Source organism: Streptomyces sp. NPDC091682, from assembly GCF_044756625.1.
In the GTDB taxonomy this organism is placed as follows: Bacteria; Actinomycetota; Actinomycetes; order Streptomycetales; family Streptomycetaceae; genus Streptomyces.
In genome coordinates, this window is the sequence record NZ_JBIVTH010000018.1 from 151,693 (window position 1) to 165,128 (window position 13,436).

The 13,436-nt window shown below is 70.9% G+C and carries 10 protein-coding genes and 2 pseudogenes; 3 read left to right on the forward strand and 9 right to left on the reverse strand.

Annotation, left to right across the window (positions count from 1 at the left end):
* Window positions 1–156: 156 nt before the first annotated feature.
* Window positions 157–2,763 carry a PIG-L family deacetylase gene (locus ACIQK6_RS33330; protein ID WP_402696342.1) on the reverse strand — a complete coding sequence of 869 codons (2,607 nt, stop codon included), beginning with the start codon at window positions 2,761–2,763 and terminating at the stop codon, window positions 157–159.
* A gap of 275 nt (window positions 2,764–3,038) precedes the next feature.
* Between ACIQK6_RS33330 and ACIQK6_RS33335 the strand changes: the two genes are divergently transcribed.
* Window positions 3,039–6,026 carry a bifunctional [glutamine synthetase] adenylyltransferase/[glutamine synthetase]-adenylyl-L-tyrosine phosphorylase gene (locus ACIQK6_RS33335; protein ID WP_329102634.1) on the forward strand — a complete coding sequence of 996 codons (2,988 nt, stop codon included), beginning with the start codon at window positions 3,039–3,041 and terminating at the stop codon, window positions 6,024–6,026.
* A gap of 66 nt (window positions 6,027–6,092) precedes the next feature.
* Here ACIQK6_RS33335 and ACIQK6_RS33340 read toward each other — a convergent pair whose 3' ends face one another.
* From ACIQK6_RS33340 to ACIQK6_RS33355, 4 genes are all read right to left on the reverse strand, one after another.
* Window positions 6,093–6,884 carry a CAP domain-containing protein gene (locus ACIQK6_RS33340; RefSeq protein WP_402696343.1) on the reverse strand — a complete coding sequence of 264 codons (792 nt, stop codon included), beginning with the start codon at window positions 6,882–6,884 and terminating at the stop codon, window positions 6,093–6,095.
* 537 nt (window positions 6,885–7,421) lie between these two features.
* On the reverse strand, window positions 7,422–7,703 hold the full coding sequence (locus ACIQK6_RS33345; protein WP_329102637.1) for a hypothetical protein: 282 nt from the start codon (window positions 7,701–7,703) through the stop codon (window positions 7,422–7,424).
* A 39-nt stretch (window positions 7,704–7,742) separates the two neighbouring features.
* A complete protein-coding gene (locus ACIQK6_RS33350) occupies window positions 7,743–8,009 on the reverse strand; it encodes a hypothetical protein (RefSeq protein WP_329102639.1) in 267 nt (88 codons plus the stop codon).
* Between the two features lie 111 nt (window positions 8,010–8,120).
* Entirely contained in the window at window positions 8,121–8,648 is a 528-nt protein-coding gene (locus ACIQK6_RS33355) for a CAP domain-containing protein (RefSeq protein WP_329102641.1), read from the reverse strand.
* 435 nt (window positions 8,649–9,083) lie between these two features.
* Here ACIQK6_RS33355 and ACIQK6_RS33360 point away from each other — a divergent pair, with 435 nt between their 5' ends.
* Window positions 9,084–9,557: a heavy metal-binding domain-containing protein gene (locus ACIQK6_RS33360; protein ID WP_402696345.1), complete on the forward strand. Its 474-nt coding sequence runs from the start codon at window positions 9,084–9,086 to the stop codon at window positions 9,555–9,557.
* A 295-nt stretch (window positions 9,558–9,852) separates the two neighbouring features.
* On the opposite strand, the gene ACIQK6_RS33365 is transcribed toward ACIQK6_RS33360, so the two are convergent.
* The 3 genes from ACIQK6_RS33365 to ACIQK6_RS33375 all read right to left on the reverse strand — a co-directional run bounded on the left by ACIQK6_RS33365 (window position 9,853) and on the right by ACIQK6_RS33375 (window position 12,503).
* Window positions 9,853–10,578 (reverse strand): leucine-rich repeat domain-containing protein, encoded by a 726-nt coding sequence (locus ACIQK6_RS33365; protein WP_402696354.1) that lies wholly within the window; start codon window positions 10,576–10,578, stop codon window positions 9,853–9,855.
* 344 nt (window positions 10,579–10,922) lie between these two features.
* Window positions 10,923–11,822 (reverse strand): helix-turn-helix domain-containing protein, encoded by a 900-nt coding sequence (locus tag ACIQK6_RS33370; protein WP_329102644.1) that lies wholly within the window; start codon window positions 11,820–11,822, stop codon window positions 10,923–10,925.
* 204 nt (window positions 11,823–12,026) lie between these two features.
* Window positions 12,027–12,503, reverse strand: a complete 477-nt coding sequence (locus ACIQK6_RS33375; RefSeq protein WP_402696347.1) for an ATP-binding protein — start codon at window positions 12,501–12,503, stop codon at window positions 12,027–12,029.
* Window positions 12,504–12,618: 115 nt separating this feature from the next.
* Here ACIQK6_RS33375 and ACIQK6_RS33380 point away from each other — a divergent pair.
* Window positions 12,619–13,344: pseudogene (locus ACIQK6_RS33380) on the forward strand (helix-turn-helix domain-containing protein); the annotation flags it as partial.
* Window positions 13,345–13,349: 5 nt separating this feature from the next.
* Here the strand turns inward: ACIQK6_RS33380 and ACIQK6_RS33385 are convergent.
* Window positions 13,350–13,436: pseudogene (locus ACIQK6_RS33385) on the reverse strand (IS5/IS1182 family transposase); the annotation flags it as partial.

Here is a 13,436-nt window from a genome sequence, read left to right on the forward strand (position 1 = left end):
CGCCTCGGGCTCGTTCTGGTCGGGAGAAAGCGTCGAACAGTCAGAGAGAGGGCACAACGGCGGATTTGGTTCACCGAATTCGCGGATGACCCGCGCAATTCAGGAACTAAATGCGGACGTTGTTCGTCCGCCTACGGACTTGGCGTATGGGACCCCTTAGGGGAACGGGGGCGCGTTGCGCGGGCCCACCGGCTGCCACGGCGCCAGGTGCGCGTTCGGCACGTCGGCCGAGGAGGTCACGTACAGCCGCGCGTCGAGTCCCACCACCGCCAGGCTGACCAGGCCCTTGCCGGTCATCGTGGAGGAGGGCGCGCCGACGAACATCAGCGGGGACCGTTCCCACGGCCGGCCCGGCCCGGCCTCCGAGCCCAGTTGGCCGCCCGCCGTGCGGCCCGCCAGTACGTGCCCGCTCGCCGTCACCGAGCCGAAGCCCTGGAGGCCGCCGAGGTCGGTCATCTGGCTCACCTTCAGCCCGCCCTCACCCGTGATCAGGGCGGTACGGACGTTGCCGGAGCCGGGCTTGCGGAACCACAGCCGTACCCCGCCCTCGCGGCCGTCCGCGGTCAGCGGGAGCGTGGTGTCCGGCAGCCCGGTCGCCGTGACCTGGCCCAGCGGGTCACCCGGCTTCGGCTGCACCCAGCCCACCACCGATGTGGAGGTGGCGGAGAACACCATGCGCCGACCGGCGCCGTCGGTCGCGGTGGCCGGGGAGCCGTGCAGGTCGGTGCCGCCGTACTTCTCCCAGGGCCCCCAGCTGCCGTCCGCCCGCTGCACCCGGCCGCGCAGGCTGGACGCGCCGTCGCGGACGTACGCCGCCAACTGCCCGGTGCCGTCGACCGATACGGCCGGGGCGCTGATGTCGGAGGTCCAGGTCTCGTCGGCGGTCTCGGGGGTGCCGAGCGACTGCCACTCCGTGAACTCCTCGGACCCCGGCTGCTTCTGGACGACGTAGACGACCTCGCGCTTGTAGTCGGTGGGCTTCGCGCCGAAGGAGGTGCGGGTGCCGAAGGCGGCCGTCCGGCCGTCCGCCAGGGTCACGGTGCTCACGCCCGGGTCCATGCCGGTGCCGGGGAGTAGGTCCGGGCCCTTCCAGCGGCCGACGGGGCCGGGCCGGTGCCAGAGCGCCACCTGGCCGTCGAGCACCTTGAAGGCCCACAGTCCGTGCTCCGCGTCGGAGGTCAGCCAACTGGTGCCGGTGCCGCGGGTGTAGTTGATGGAGTTCGACCACCGGTTGCCGCCCGGCTGGTCGGAGATCTTGAGGTCGCCGCAGCCGGCGGGGCTGTTGCAGTGGTTCTGCTGGTCGAGCCAGGCGTAGGTGCCCAGGATGTCCAGCTTCTCCTTGGCCTCGTTCGGGTCCAGGGTGCTGGGGAGCGAGCCGTTTATGTAGCCGGCGTAGTTCTGCACCGCGAAGTGCGGGCGGTCCGTGACGCTCTCGGCGTAGGCGGCGGTGGCCATTTGTACGAACCGGGCGCCGTAGAAGTGGTCCTGGTGGTCGGCGTACCGCTTGGTGCCGGGATCCCGGCCGGGGGTCGGGTCCTGGAAGCGGACGGTGGTCGGCCGGTACTGCTCCAGGATGCCGATGAGGGTCTGGACGACCTGGTCCTTGGTGTACGAGAACTTCTGCGTGACCGGGGTGCCGGACGCGAGCATGGAGTCCAGACGGGGAATCTTGCCGTCCCACAGGCCGTGCAGGCTGTCCGGGGCGTTGCCGTAGACGGTGCCGGCCTCGCGGAGCTGCAACCAGACGAGGTTGACCTGGGGTTTGGCGACCAGGACGTCGACCTCGGCGTGTCCGCCGCCCCTGGTCGGAACGACGGTGCGCGTCCAGGGGCTGCCGCGGTCGCCGGTGGCCATCTTGGCGTAGGCGGCGCGGATGCCGTTCTGGCGGGCCTCGGCATAGGCGGGCTTGTCGGGCTTGGTGGTGGCCGCCTTGGCGGAGCCGGCGTTGATGCCGTCGGCCTCGCCGGAGGTCAGGTAGACCGTGGTCACGGGGTGGCCGGCGGATATGGAGTACCGCAGGTCCGGGTTCATGAAGTACAGGTCGTCGTCGGGGTGCGCGATGACCTGGAGCACCCGGCCGGGGTCGGGCGGCTCGGGGGCGGGGGTGGGAGCGGGGGTGTCGGCCGCCTTGTCGGGGACGGCGGTGGAGCCGAGGCGGTCGAGGAGTTCGTTGCCCCGGAGGAGGAGAAGGCTGCCGGCGGCGGTGACCACGCAGAAGGCGACGACCTTGACGAGGCGGGCCCGGCCGCGGCGAGGCGGGCGGGCCCCGCCCTTGCCGCGGGCGGGGCGGCGCGCCGGACGGCGGCCGTCGGCGGCTCCGTCGGCCTCGGAGGCGGCGGAGGCCGCGGGAGCCTCCGGGGCCCCGGAGGCTCCCGCGGCCTCGGTCGCTTCGGCTGCTTCCGCCGCTCCGGCGGCTTCGGCGGACTCGGCCACGGCGAGCGGGTCGACCGGCTCGGCCGGGGCAGTCGGTCCGGCCGCATCGGTCAAGTCGGCGTGCGGCGCGGTCTGGTGGATCCGCCAGGACGGGTGCGGGTGCGGGTGCGGGTACGCATGCTGCTGCGGGTGCTGCGGGTGCTGCGGGTGCTGCGGGTGCTGCTGCGGGTATGCGTGCTGCGGGTAGTCCTGGTGCGGCTCTTGTGCCGCGTGGTGTCCCTCGTACTCCTGGTGCGCGGGCTCGGACGGCCGGGCCCGCTGCCCCCTGGCGGATCCGGTCGGCGCGCCCTGCGGGTCCCGGGCCCCGGGGCCCTGCCAGGAGTCGGACATGGTGCTCCTTCTGGCAGGACGGCGGGGTGTACCCCGATCATGCGCCGAATATTCAGATGATCGGAGAATTCTTGGCATCGTATGCGCGTTGAGTCGAACATTTGATCCGGACACGCCCAAACCTACGTCGCGGCCCGGGCGGGACTCCGCCGACAGGTCCCAGGGCCTAGGCTCAGGAGCAGAGCCCGCCAGGGCGGCGCAAGGCCGGACAAGCCCGGGCACGCACTGGCGAGCACGGACAGGCAGTGGCGGAAACAACCGCGGGAGGCGGCGGGATGACGGTCCCGGGACGCAGGAGCAGCACCTTCATCCGGCTGCTCCGCAGCGGTTTCACCGACCCCTCCGCCGCCGCCCGGCTGCTCGACGCCGACGCGCTGGCGGCCGTACGCGCCGATCCCGTGCTGCTCGACGCCCTCGGCGCGACCGCCGACCCCGACCTCGCCCTCCTTGGGCTCGTCCGGCTCGCCGAGGCCCAGCCCGACGGCGAGCTGCCCGGGCTCCTCGACACCCTCGTCAGCGCCAAGCCGCTGCGCGACCGGCTGCTCGGCGTGCTGGGCGCCTCCGAAGCCCTGGGCGACCACCTCGCCCGCCACCCCCGCGACTGGCTCGGCCTCGTCACCTACGAGGCCGCCGACCTGCACCCCGGACTCGCCGAGTTCGAGCGCGGCCTCGCCGACGCGCACGACCCCGTCGGCCTGCGCGTCGCCTACCGCCGCTGCCTGCTCTCCATCTCCGCCCGCGACGTCTGCGGCACCATCGACGTCGCCCAGACCGCCGCCGAGCTCGCCGACCTGGCCACCGCCACCCTCCGCGCGGCCCTGCGGATCGCCTCCGCCGCCGCCCCCGAGGACGCCGCCCTGTGCCGCCTCGCCGTCATCGCGATGGGCAAGTGCGGCGGCAACGAGCTGAACTACGTCTCCGACGTCGACGTCATCTTCGTCGGCGACGCGGCCCCCGGCGCCGACGAGGGCAAGGCCCTCCAGGCCGCCACCCGCCTCGCCTCGCACCTCATGCGGATCTGCTCGGAGACCACCGTCGAGGGCACCATCTGGCCCGTCGACGCCAATCTCCGCCCCGAAGGCCGCAACGGCCCCCTCGTCCGCACCCTCGCCTCCCACCTGGCCTACTACCAGCGCTGGGCCAAGACCTGGGAGTTCCAGGCCCTCCTCAAGGCCCGTGCCGTGGCCGGCGACGAGGCCCTGGGCGCCGAGTACATCGCCGCCATAAGCCCGTTGGTGTGGCAGGCCGCCGAACGCGAGAACTTCGTCGCCGACGTCCAGAAGATGCGCCGCCGCGTCGTCGACAACATCCCCGCCGCCCAAGTCGACCGCGAGCTGAAGCTCGGCCCCGGCGGCCTGCGCGACGTCGAGTTCGCCGTCCAGCTGCTCCAGCTCGTGCACGGCCGCAGCGACGCCACCCTGCACTCCGGCACCACCCTCGACGCCCTGCACGCCCTCGCCGCCGGCGGCTACGTCGGCCGCGCCGACGCCGCCCAACTGCATGACGCGTACCGCTTCCTGCGCGCCATGGAGCACCGCATCCAGCTCTACCGGCTGCGCCGCACCCATCTCGTCCCCGAGGACGAGAACGACCTGCGGCGCCTGGGCCGTTCCATGGGCCTGCGCACCGAACCCGTCGCCGAACTCAACAAGGCCTGGCGCCGGCACGCCTCCGTGGTCCGGCGCCTGCACGAGAAGCTCTTCTACCGGCCGCTGCTCGACGCCGTCGCCCAGCTCACCCCCGGCGAGACCCGGCTCTCCCCGCGCGCCGCCGGCCAGCGCCTCGAAGCCCTCGGCTACGCCGACCCGGCCTCGGCCCTGCGCCACCTCGAAGCCCTCGCCTCCGGCGTCACCCGCAAGGCCGCCATCCAGCGCACCCTGTTGCCGGTGATGCTCGGCTGGTTCGCCGACTCCGCCGACCCGGACGCCGGCCTGCTGAACTTCCGCAAGGTCTCCGACGCCCTCGGCAAGACCCCCTGGTACCTGCGCCTGTTGCGCGACGAGGGCGCCGCCGCCGAGAACCTCGCCCGCGTTCTGTCCGCCGGCCGCCTCGCCCCCGACCTGCTGATGCGCGCCCCCGAGGCCGTGGCCCTGCTCGGTGACCCCGAAGGCCTGCAGCCCCGTACGCACGAGGCCCTGGAGCAGGAGGTCCTCGCCGCCGTCGGCCGCGCCGAGAACCCCGAGGCCGCCGTCGCCGCCGCCCGCGGCGTGCGCCGCCGCGAGCTCTTCCGCACCACCGCGGCCGACATCATCGGCTCGTACGGTACGGAGGACAACCCGGCCGAGGAGGACCACGGAGCCCTCGTCGACCGGGTCGGCGGAGCCGTCTCCGACCTCACCGCCGCCACCGTCGCCGGGGCCCTGCGCGCCGCCGTCCACAGCCACTACGGCGACACGCTGCCCACCCGCTTCGCCGTCATCGGCGTCGGCCGCTTCGGCGGCCACGAACTCGGCTACGGCTCCGACGCCGACGTCCTGTTCGTCCACGAACCCCGCGAGGGCGTCGACGAACAGGAAGCCGCCAAGGCCGCCCAGACCGTCATCGCTGAAATGCGCAGGCTGCTCCAGCTGCCCACCACCGACCCGCCGCTGCTCATCGACGCCGACCTGCGCCCCGAAGGCCGCTCCGGCCCGCTGGTGCGCACGCTGGCCTCCTACGCCGCCTACTACCGGCGCTGGTCCCTGACCTGGGAGAGCCAGGCCCTGCTGCGCGCCGAACCGGTGGCGGGCGACGCCGACATCGGCGCCCGCTTCATCGAGCTGATCGATCCGCTGCGCTACCCGATGGAGGGGCTCGGCGAGGACGCCGTGCGCGAGATCCGCCGGCTCAAGGCCCGCATGGAATCTGAGCGACTGCCCCGCGGGGCCGACCCGACCCTGCACACCAAGCTCGGCCGCGGCGGCCTCAGCGACGTGGAGTGGACCGTCCAGCTGATCCAGATGCGGCACGCCTGGGCCGAACCGGGCCTGCGCACCACCCGTACCCGGGAGGCCCTGGCGGCCGCGCACGCGGCCGGCCTGATCCCGACCGAGGAGGCGCAGATCCTGGACGAGGCCTGGGTCCTGGCGACCCGGGTCCGCAACGCCGTGATGCTGGTGCGCGGCCGAGCCGGGGACACCTTCCCGAGCGAGGCCCGGGAGCTGGCGGCCGTGGGCCGCTACCTCGGCTACGCGGAGGGTACGGTCGGGGAGCTGCTGGACGACTACCGCCGCATCACCCGCCGTGCCCGGGCCGTGGTGGACGAACTCTTCTACGGCGCATAGCCGGAAGCCGGAAGCCGGAAGCCGTTGTCCGGCTCCCGGCTCCCGGCTGACCGGGGTGGCACGGGGTCAGCGCGCCGTGCCGAAGTCCTGCGTCCAGTAGTAGCCGGGCTGCGCCAGGCCGATGCCGATCTCCTTGAAGGAGCAGTTCAGGATGTTCTCCCGGTGGCCCTGGCTGTTCATCCAGCCCTCCATGACCTTCGCGGGGGTGCTGTAGCCGTAGGCGACGTTCTCGCCGTACGTGCTCCAGGTGTATCCGGCGCGGGTGATCCGCGCGCCCGGGTCCGAGCCGTCGGAGCCGGTGTGGGACATGTTGCTGTGGGCGGCCATGTCGGCGCTGTGGTCCTGCGCGGCCTTCGTCAGCTTCGCGTTGAGGGAGACGGCCTGGCAGCCGGCGGCGGCGCGTTCCTGGTTGACGAGCGCGAGGACCTGGGCGACGTCGCCGGAGGCCGGCGGGGCGGCCGGCTTCGACGGCTCGGGCGCCTGCGGCTTCTTCGTGGCGACCGGCGGCTTCGCGGGCTTGGGCTGCGCGGGCGGCGTGGTCTGCACCACGGGCGGCGTGGTCGCGGCGGGGCTGCTGGGGGAGGCCTCGGAAGGGCTGCTGCTCGGCGTCTCGCTCGGGAGCGGTGCCTCCACGGGCGCCTGGGTGGTCGGAGCGGCCGACGGCGTCTGCTGCCACTGCCACGGGCGCTGCTGCTGGTGGCTCGCGGTCCGCGCCCAGCCGTTGCCGTTGCCGTTGCTGCGGCCGTTGTCCTGGCCGTCGAAGCAGGCCATGGCGGCGGTGGGAACACCCACGATGGCGAGCGCGCCGACACCGATGACTATCTTCTTGTAGGACGTCTTCTTCCGATGCTTCTGCATGCCTGACCTCATTCAGTGATCGCGAAGCTTCCGGCGCCGGAATCACAGTGCGCCGAAGAGGCCGCCATTCTTAAAAGCCTCTGAATGGCCTGGCAAGTTTCCGCTGATCACGAGCCTGCGGCGGTCGGCACACGGCTTGAATCGGGACCGTGATCGTGCATCATCACGATTTGGTCACTCCCGCAACCGTCTGAGGAGCGGTCAGAAACGGCTGTGACCTGGCCGGTCGGGGACGGGCCTAGCGGTATCGCAGATTCCGTTTCCGGCGGAGAGGGGAATGTCGATTCCAAAAGGGACAAATATCGAAATGTCGGCGGGTTAACGCCCCGTCAAGAAAGCCCACCAGTGACGGATGTGCCGTGACGCATGTCACTGTTTCCCGGTCGGGCTGCCTGGGGCGCCAGGGCGGCCGGGGTGTCACGACAGCCGATGGGCGAAATCGACCCGAAAAGACCGAGGCGGCGCAAAGCGTCCGTTTCCCCCGAAGGGAAAACGGACGCTACGGGCGTTACGTTCGTTGCCGGTACCCCGCGGGCCCTACCGCGGTTCCAGGGCCGCCGTCCGGCAGGCGCCGTTGGCGGCGCCACCGGGCACGCCGGCCGCGGTCAGGCCGCTCACGCAGCCCTGGAGATCGCCGCTCACGCCCTGCCGGCAGGACGCCGTGACGGCGTCGGTGACCTCGGCGCCCGCCTGCGCGGCCATGTTCGTGCAGGCGGGGATGTCCGCGTGGGCGGCCGGGGCGACGAGGGCCGCGCCGCCGAGCGCGAGGGTCAGGCCGGTGAGCACACCGGCGATACGGATCGACGTGGACGTGCGCATGGGGCACACACCTGCTCTCGGAAACGAGTGGTGGAACTCCTACTCGGGGGCCACCCGGCAGGCGCTCACGGCGGTCCCGTTGGTGACACCTGCACCGGTCAGGCCGGACACGCACTGCTCGTGGTCGCCGGTGAGGCCGACGTAGCAGGCCATGCGGACGGAGTCCGGGGCCTCGCCGCCCTGCAGTTCGCGCTCGACCTGGTTGATGCAGGCCGTGACGTCGGCGTGGGCGGCGGGGGCCGCGAAGGCGGCGCCGCCGAGGGCGAGGGCCAGGCCGGTGAGGACACCGGCGACTCGGGTCGACATGTGCATGGGGACGTACCTGCTCTCCGAATTCGTCGCCGGCGGGTCCGGTCTCCCCGTACCGGACCGCTCGGCAAGGCTTTCCCCTCGGTCGGTGCCGGATCAGCGGTGCGGCTACCTCGACTGGACGGCGAAGAGCTGGACGGCGTACTCACCGTTCGTGCCGATCCCGGTCTGCTTGTACGTGCAGTTCAAGATGGCGGCCCGGTGGCCCCTGGTGCTGGCCATCCAGCCGTCGACGTGGGACTTCGAGGAGGCGTGGCCCGGTCCGGAGACGTTCTCCGAGGACGGGCCGGCGGGCGAGTAGCCGGCCTTCTCCATGCGGGACAGGTCGCTGGACCCGTCCGAGCCGGTGTGCGCGGTCAGCCCGTTCGCGGCCATGTCGTCGGCGTGGGCCTGGGCGGCCGCCGCGAGCCGCGGGTCCACCGTCAGGGGCTCGCAACCTGCCTTCTCCCGTTCGGCGTTGACCAGCGCGAGGATCTCGTCCGGCGTGGACTGCTGCACGCTGCGGGTGACGGAGGTCGACGCCGCCGTGGCGGTCGCCGGGACGGCGATCGCGGTGGCCGCGCCGCCGAGCAGGAGCAGCGGGACGGTACAGGCGGCGGCGCACACGCGACGGATCCGGCTGTTCTTGGTACGCATCAGAGTTTTCCCCTCGTCGGGGGTCGTGGGGAGCCGCCCGTGGCACCCGCCCCTCGGGGTCGGGGTGCAGCGCGGCCAGTGCGGGCACGTGCACCGCCGCGGGCTGCTGCGGGGGGCGCGCGCCTCCATCCACCGTACGACCGGTGGCGCGTCCCGACGACCGGACGCCTGTGGGTGCGGCATCGGAGAAGGTGTGCGGGGCGACCGCGAGGGCCGCGAGGACGGGTCGGGCCGAGCCGCTGCGCGCATGCGGGGGCCGGGTAGGGCGTGCAGCATGGGGCCACGGCTGTCCTCGGGCCGACGGCGAGCCGTGCGCCGGAGCGGAGGGGCAGGAACGGCGCTCGTAGTCACCTCGCCGCCGAGGGCCGCTGCCGACCGCTCACCTTCGTCCTCACACGAGGCCAGGCCGGTGACGCACCTGCATCCCCACAGGTCATGGCCCGCTCGATGGCGCCCCGGCGGATCGGCCGCCCCAGTGGCTTTGTTCATCTGCAGTGGCTCTGGCTCACATTCCGTGAAGCGTGCACCGTGAGTGATGGCGCCGGGCATCAGTTGCCAAGGGGCCTGATGTCGATCGCGCGTTCAGGGGCGCGAGAGGATGGCGCGATGGATAGAAAGCAGAAGAAGGAATTCGAGGCACGCCAGGAACGGGAGTGGGCTGCCCGGGAAGCCAGCCTTGGCTTCTACAGCGTGACTGTGCCTGCACCGCCCCACCCGCACACCGCTCTCGGCATCGTCGCCGGATACCGGCGGCAAAGTGTGATGGAAGCGGTGGAAAGCATGCAGAGCGAGGCCCGCGGGCTTGGTGCCGACGGTGTGCTCGGTGTGTCGATCGTCCCGGACGTCGGCCAGTTCAGTACGCACTTCGTCGCATACGGCACTGCCGTCCGGTGGACGCCATCCGAGTAACGGGAGGGCACGCCGTACGGCTTCGCCAAATCCGGTTCCGCCGCGTGGGCAACGCCAACGGCTTCCGGGCCCGGAGGTCTTCGCAGCCCTGACTTCTCATCTGCTGCGGATGACGGCTCGACCACACGGCCGCCGGACTCAACAACCGAACCCCTCTCCTCGCCTCGGCACAGTTCCCCACACACCTTCATCAGTGCCGTCTCGCTTCGAAGATCTGACTGTCAGTGAGTACTTCACAGAAGTTGAGCCAGAGCCCGAGAAGTAACGGGACTGCGGCGCGAGCGGGTCGTCGCTGTCAGGTCAGGACGACGCACCCCAGCCGCTCCAGCTCGCTGATGAGCGGTAGGGAGGGATCGACCCCGTTCCATCGCAGATCCAGCTTCTCCAACGATGGCATCAGGGCGAGCCAGTCGGGCAGCTGGCCGAGACTGTTGCTCCGCAGGTCGATCTGACGCAGTCGAGGGAGGCCGGCAAGTGACTCCGGCACCTCGGTCAGGGAGTTCTCGCGTAGGTCCAGGTGACGCAGTTCGTGCAGCTTGGCTGCTGACGACGGCAAACGCTCGATCGCGTTCCCTCGGAGCCACAGCTCACGCAGGCAGCGGAGCTGGCCGATGGAGTCGGGCAGGCTGGTGAGCCGGTTGTGCTGCGCCCTGAACTCGATGAGACCGCTCATCCCACCAATGGTCTCTGGCAGGGTGGTGAGCGCGTTCTCGCCGACGTTGAGGTAACGCAACCGGGTCAGGTTTCCCAGAGAGTCGGGGATCCGAGACAGCTGGTTGTCGTGCAAGTAGAGGCAGTCGCTGAGCTCGGTCAGCTTGCCGAGTTCTTCGGGCGCCGACGTCAGCGCATTGTGACCCAAGTCCAGGGTCTTCAGCTGGTGGAGCTGCCCGATGTCCGGCGGGAGGGCTGTGAGTCCGTTGTCAGCGAGGATCAGCACGGCGAGCTCGGTCCGCCGCCAGACCGACTCGGGCACCTCTCCGAGCTCTTGACGCCACAAGTTCAGTGTGTTCCTCACAGCGATCTCCCCTTCGTCAGGCAGTCTGGTCTCCGATTCTCGTCCGGGACCTCCTTCGGCGGCGATGGGCCGTCAGACGGTTAGGGCAAGATCAACTCGCCTCGGCGTGTTCGGCGCGGGCGCGGGTGCTGGCGAGGCGGTAGGCACGGCCGTGCGGAGCGAGCCGAAGACCGAGAGCGGGCTGTCGTGCCAACCGGACGCGGGGAAGTCGGTACCTTCCAGCCGCAGCCACACCACGCCAGCCGCGAACAACGGCCCCCGTACTTCCAGTGTCTCGACGGGCAGATTCAACTCGAACACTCTTCACGGCCTCCCTCGAGTCAACCCGACATCGCGCGGCACATCAAAGCCTAAGCAGCGGCTGCCGCCGCGGCTTGCGTCGGGGTGCAGCCGGTGCAGAGGCCCGGGGCGGGGGAGCGGAAGGCGCGGTCGCACTCTTCGCAGGAGCGGAGCGGATGGACTTCGCGGTCGGGGTGTGCGGGGTGTGCGGGGTGTGCCGCCCAGGGGTCCGGGAGGCGGGGCGGCAGTTGTTCGCGCAGGCGGTGGGCGAGCAGTGCGGCCGGGGAGTGGATCACCGTCTGGGGCAGCGCGCGCGTCAGCGCGGCGGTGACGGCGCCCGGTACGAGCCCGCGCTCCAGCCAGAGCGCCGCGGCGGGCGCCAGCCGCACCGTGTCGCGCTCGGACAGCACCAGCCGGGGATCACGCAGCCGCAGGCGGGCCAGTAGCTCCCTCGCCTGGAGCTCGGCTTCCGGGACGTCCGCCAGCTCCTCATCCGGGGCGGGGTCGGGAGCATGCTCCGGGGCGGGAGCGGGTTCCGGATCGGGTTCCGGGTTGGGATCGGGAGCAGGCTCGGGCTCGGGGTCCGGGGACGGCTCCGGCGTGCGGCGCTCGCGCGCCGTTTCCGCCGACCTGGCCGGCGGGTTGTTGTACGAGACCGTGCAGGTCACGACACGCCCGGACGGGAGCCGCTCCTGGAAACGGGCCAGGTAGCCGTGTGCCTCCAGCTCGCGCAGGGCGGCGGCGATGCGGACCTCGCCCTCCGGGAAGCGCTCGGCAAGGTCCTTGATGGTGACCTTGCTGCCCGCCGGGACGGACTGGACGTGCGTGGCCAGGCCGATCGCGGTCAGGCTCAGCTCGCGGTGCTGGGCGAGATGGTTGCCGATCTTGACGTAGCCGCGGCGGTGGTCGTGGTTGATGTGTCGGATGCCCGACGGGACGCGCGCAGGGGCGCTAAGCTGCTGGTCAGCCATGGGGAAGGTTCGTTCTTCCGCTGTGGTCAGGCCCTCGCTCGGGATGCCAGTCCCGTACGAGGGCCGTACGCGTTTTATGGGGTTGTCGGGAGTCAGAGTGCCCGGCGAATTGTCATATGCGCTAGCTCGGTTGGGGTGATTCACCCGACCGAGTGAGAGGGGAGGGGGAGGTATGGAGAGGTTATTTCCCCCGGTTATCTATCTTTAGATGTCGTGCGGAACCGGTCGCTGCCCCACCGGGTCGTGGAAACCTCGATCCGGTGAAATCGGACTCCCCAAATCCATTTCCGCCCATACGGTTTTCAGCGGCGCGGGCCCGTGATCGATTCCCCAGCGCGAGGCGAACGCGGCGACGAGGACGAGCCCCCGCCCCGATTCCGCCCCGGGCCCCGCCGGCGCTGCGAGCGGTGTGAACTCCCGCCTGGTGTCCGACACTTCGATACGCAGCGTAGGCCCGTCCGTGATCCGCAACGCGAGCCGGAAGCTCCGCCCGGGTACACGGCCGTGTGTCACGGCGTTTGCGGCGAGCTCGGCGACGACCTGCGCGGCTCCCTCGAACGGAAGTCCTTGATCCGCGAGTTGGTCGACCGTGAGGGTGCGGGCGGCGCGTGCTCCGCGCGGGGTGGACGGGAGCATGGCGACGAGGCGGGTTTCCTGATTCACGTGACTCAGCGTGTCCATCCGTGCGTAACCTGAACAGAGTTGAGGGCGCTGTGTACGACGGCTGTCCAAGGTCGTCCCGTCGTGTCCTCCCGGTCCCGCGGAGGTGGCAGTGAGCACGGACGGCACGGACGGCATGGACGAGTCGAGCTGGGAACTCGACCCGGAGGACGAATCGGGGGCGGTCATCGCCGCGGTGGGACGCCAGTTGAAAATGTGGCGAGAGGCGAGCGGGCTCGACCGTTCCAAGTTCGGCGAACGGATGGGTTACGGCGCCAATCTGATCTACAAGATCGAGCGAGGTGCGCGCATTCCGCGTCCGGAGTTCTTGGACAAGGCGGACGAGGTCCTGGGGGCGGGTGGGAAAATCGCTGCGATGAAGGAGGACATTCAGCGGGCGCGGTATCCGAAGAAGGTTCGGGATCTCGCCAAATTGGAATCCCAGGCGGTGGAGATCGGGTCGTACGACAACGGAGTGGTGCCGGGCCTGCTCCAGACCGAGGAGTACACGCGCGCTCTGTATGCAGTGCGGCGCCCAGTCTACTCGGAGGACGAGACCGAGCGTCTGGTTGCGGCGAGGCTGGCACGTCAAGACATCCTTCGGCAGAACCCCGCCCCCTTGCTGACCGTCGTCCAGGACGAGGCTGTCCTTCGTCGGCCCATCGGGGGCAAGATGGTTATGCGCCGCCAACTGGAACACTTGCTGGAGGTTGGCCAGTTGCGCAACGTGGAAATCCAGGTGATGCCCACCCTCGTCGAGGAGCATGCTGGGCTCGCAGGGTCCCTCACGGTCATGAGACTCAGGGACGGAACAACCGTCGGGCACAACGAAGTTCAGCTGGTCAGCCGCTTGATTACTGAGCTTCTTCAGCGTTGCAGCTCCAGTGTGAGGACGGCCTTGGCGATTGACGTCATGCGGTTGGGACTGCATCGGGACCTGCGGAAGATCCGCCA

Bases quoted from the DNA above. Each gene is read 5' to 3' on its own strand.
- ACIQK6_RS33330 (WP_402696342.1), bottom strand. From the start codon at position 2,763: ATGTCCGACTCCTGGCAGGGCCCCGGGGCCCGGGACCCGCAGGGCGCG.
- ACIQK6_RS33335 (WP_329102634.1), top strand. From the start codon at position 3,039: ATGACGGTCCCGGGACGCAGGAGCAGCACCTTCATCCGGCTGCTCCGC.
- ACIQK6_RS33340 (WP_402696343.1), bottom strand. From the start codon at position 6,884: ATGCAGAAGCATCGGAAGAAGACGTCCTACAAGAAGATAGTCATCGGT.
- ACIQK6_RS33345 (WP_329102637.1), bottom strand. From the start codon at position 7,703: ATGCGCACGTCCACGTCGATCCGTATCGCCGGTGTGCTCACCGGCCTG.
- ACIQK6_RS33350 (WP_329102639.1), bottom strand. From the start codon at position 8,009: ATGTCGACCCGAGTCGCCGGTGTCCTCACCGGCCTGGCCCTCGCCCTC.
- ACIQK6_RS33355 (WP_329102641.1), bottom strand. From the start codon at position 8,648: ATGCGTACCAAGAACAGCCGGATCCGTCGCGTGTGCGCCGCCGCCTGT.
- ACIQK6_RS33360 (WP_402696345.1), top strand. From the start codon at position 9,084: ATGGCCCGCTCGATGGCGCCCCGGCGGATCGGCCGCCCCAGTGGCTTT.
- ACIQK6_RS33370 (WP_329102644.1), bottom strand. From the start codon at position 11,822: ATGGCTGACCAGCAGCTTAGCGCCCCTGCGCGCGTCCCGTCGGGCATC.
- ACIQK6_RS33375 (WP_402696347.1), bottom strand. From the start codon at position 12,503: ATGGACACGCTGAGTCACGTGAATCAGGAAACCCGCCTCGTCGCCATG.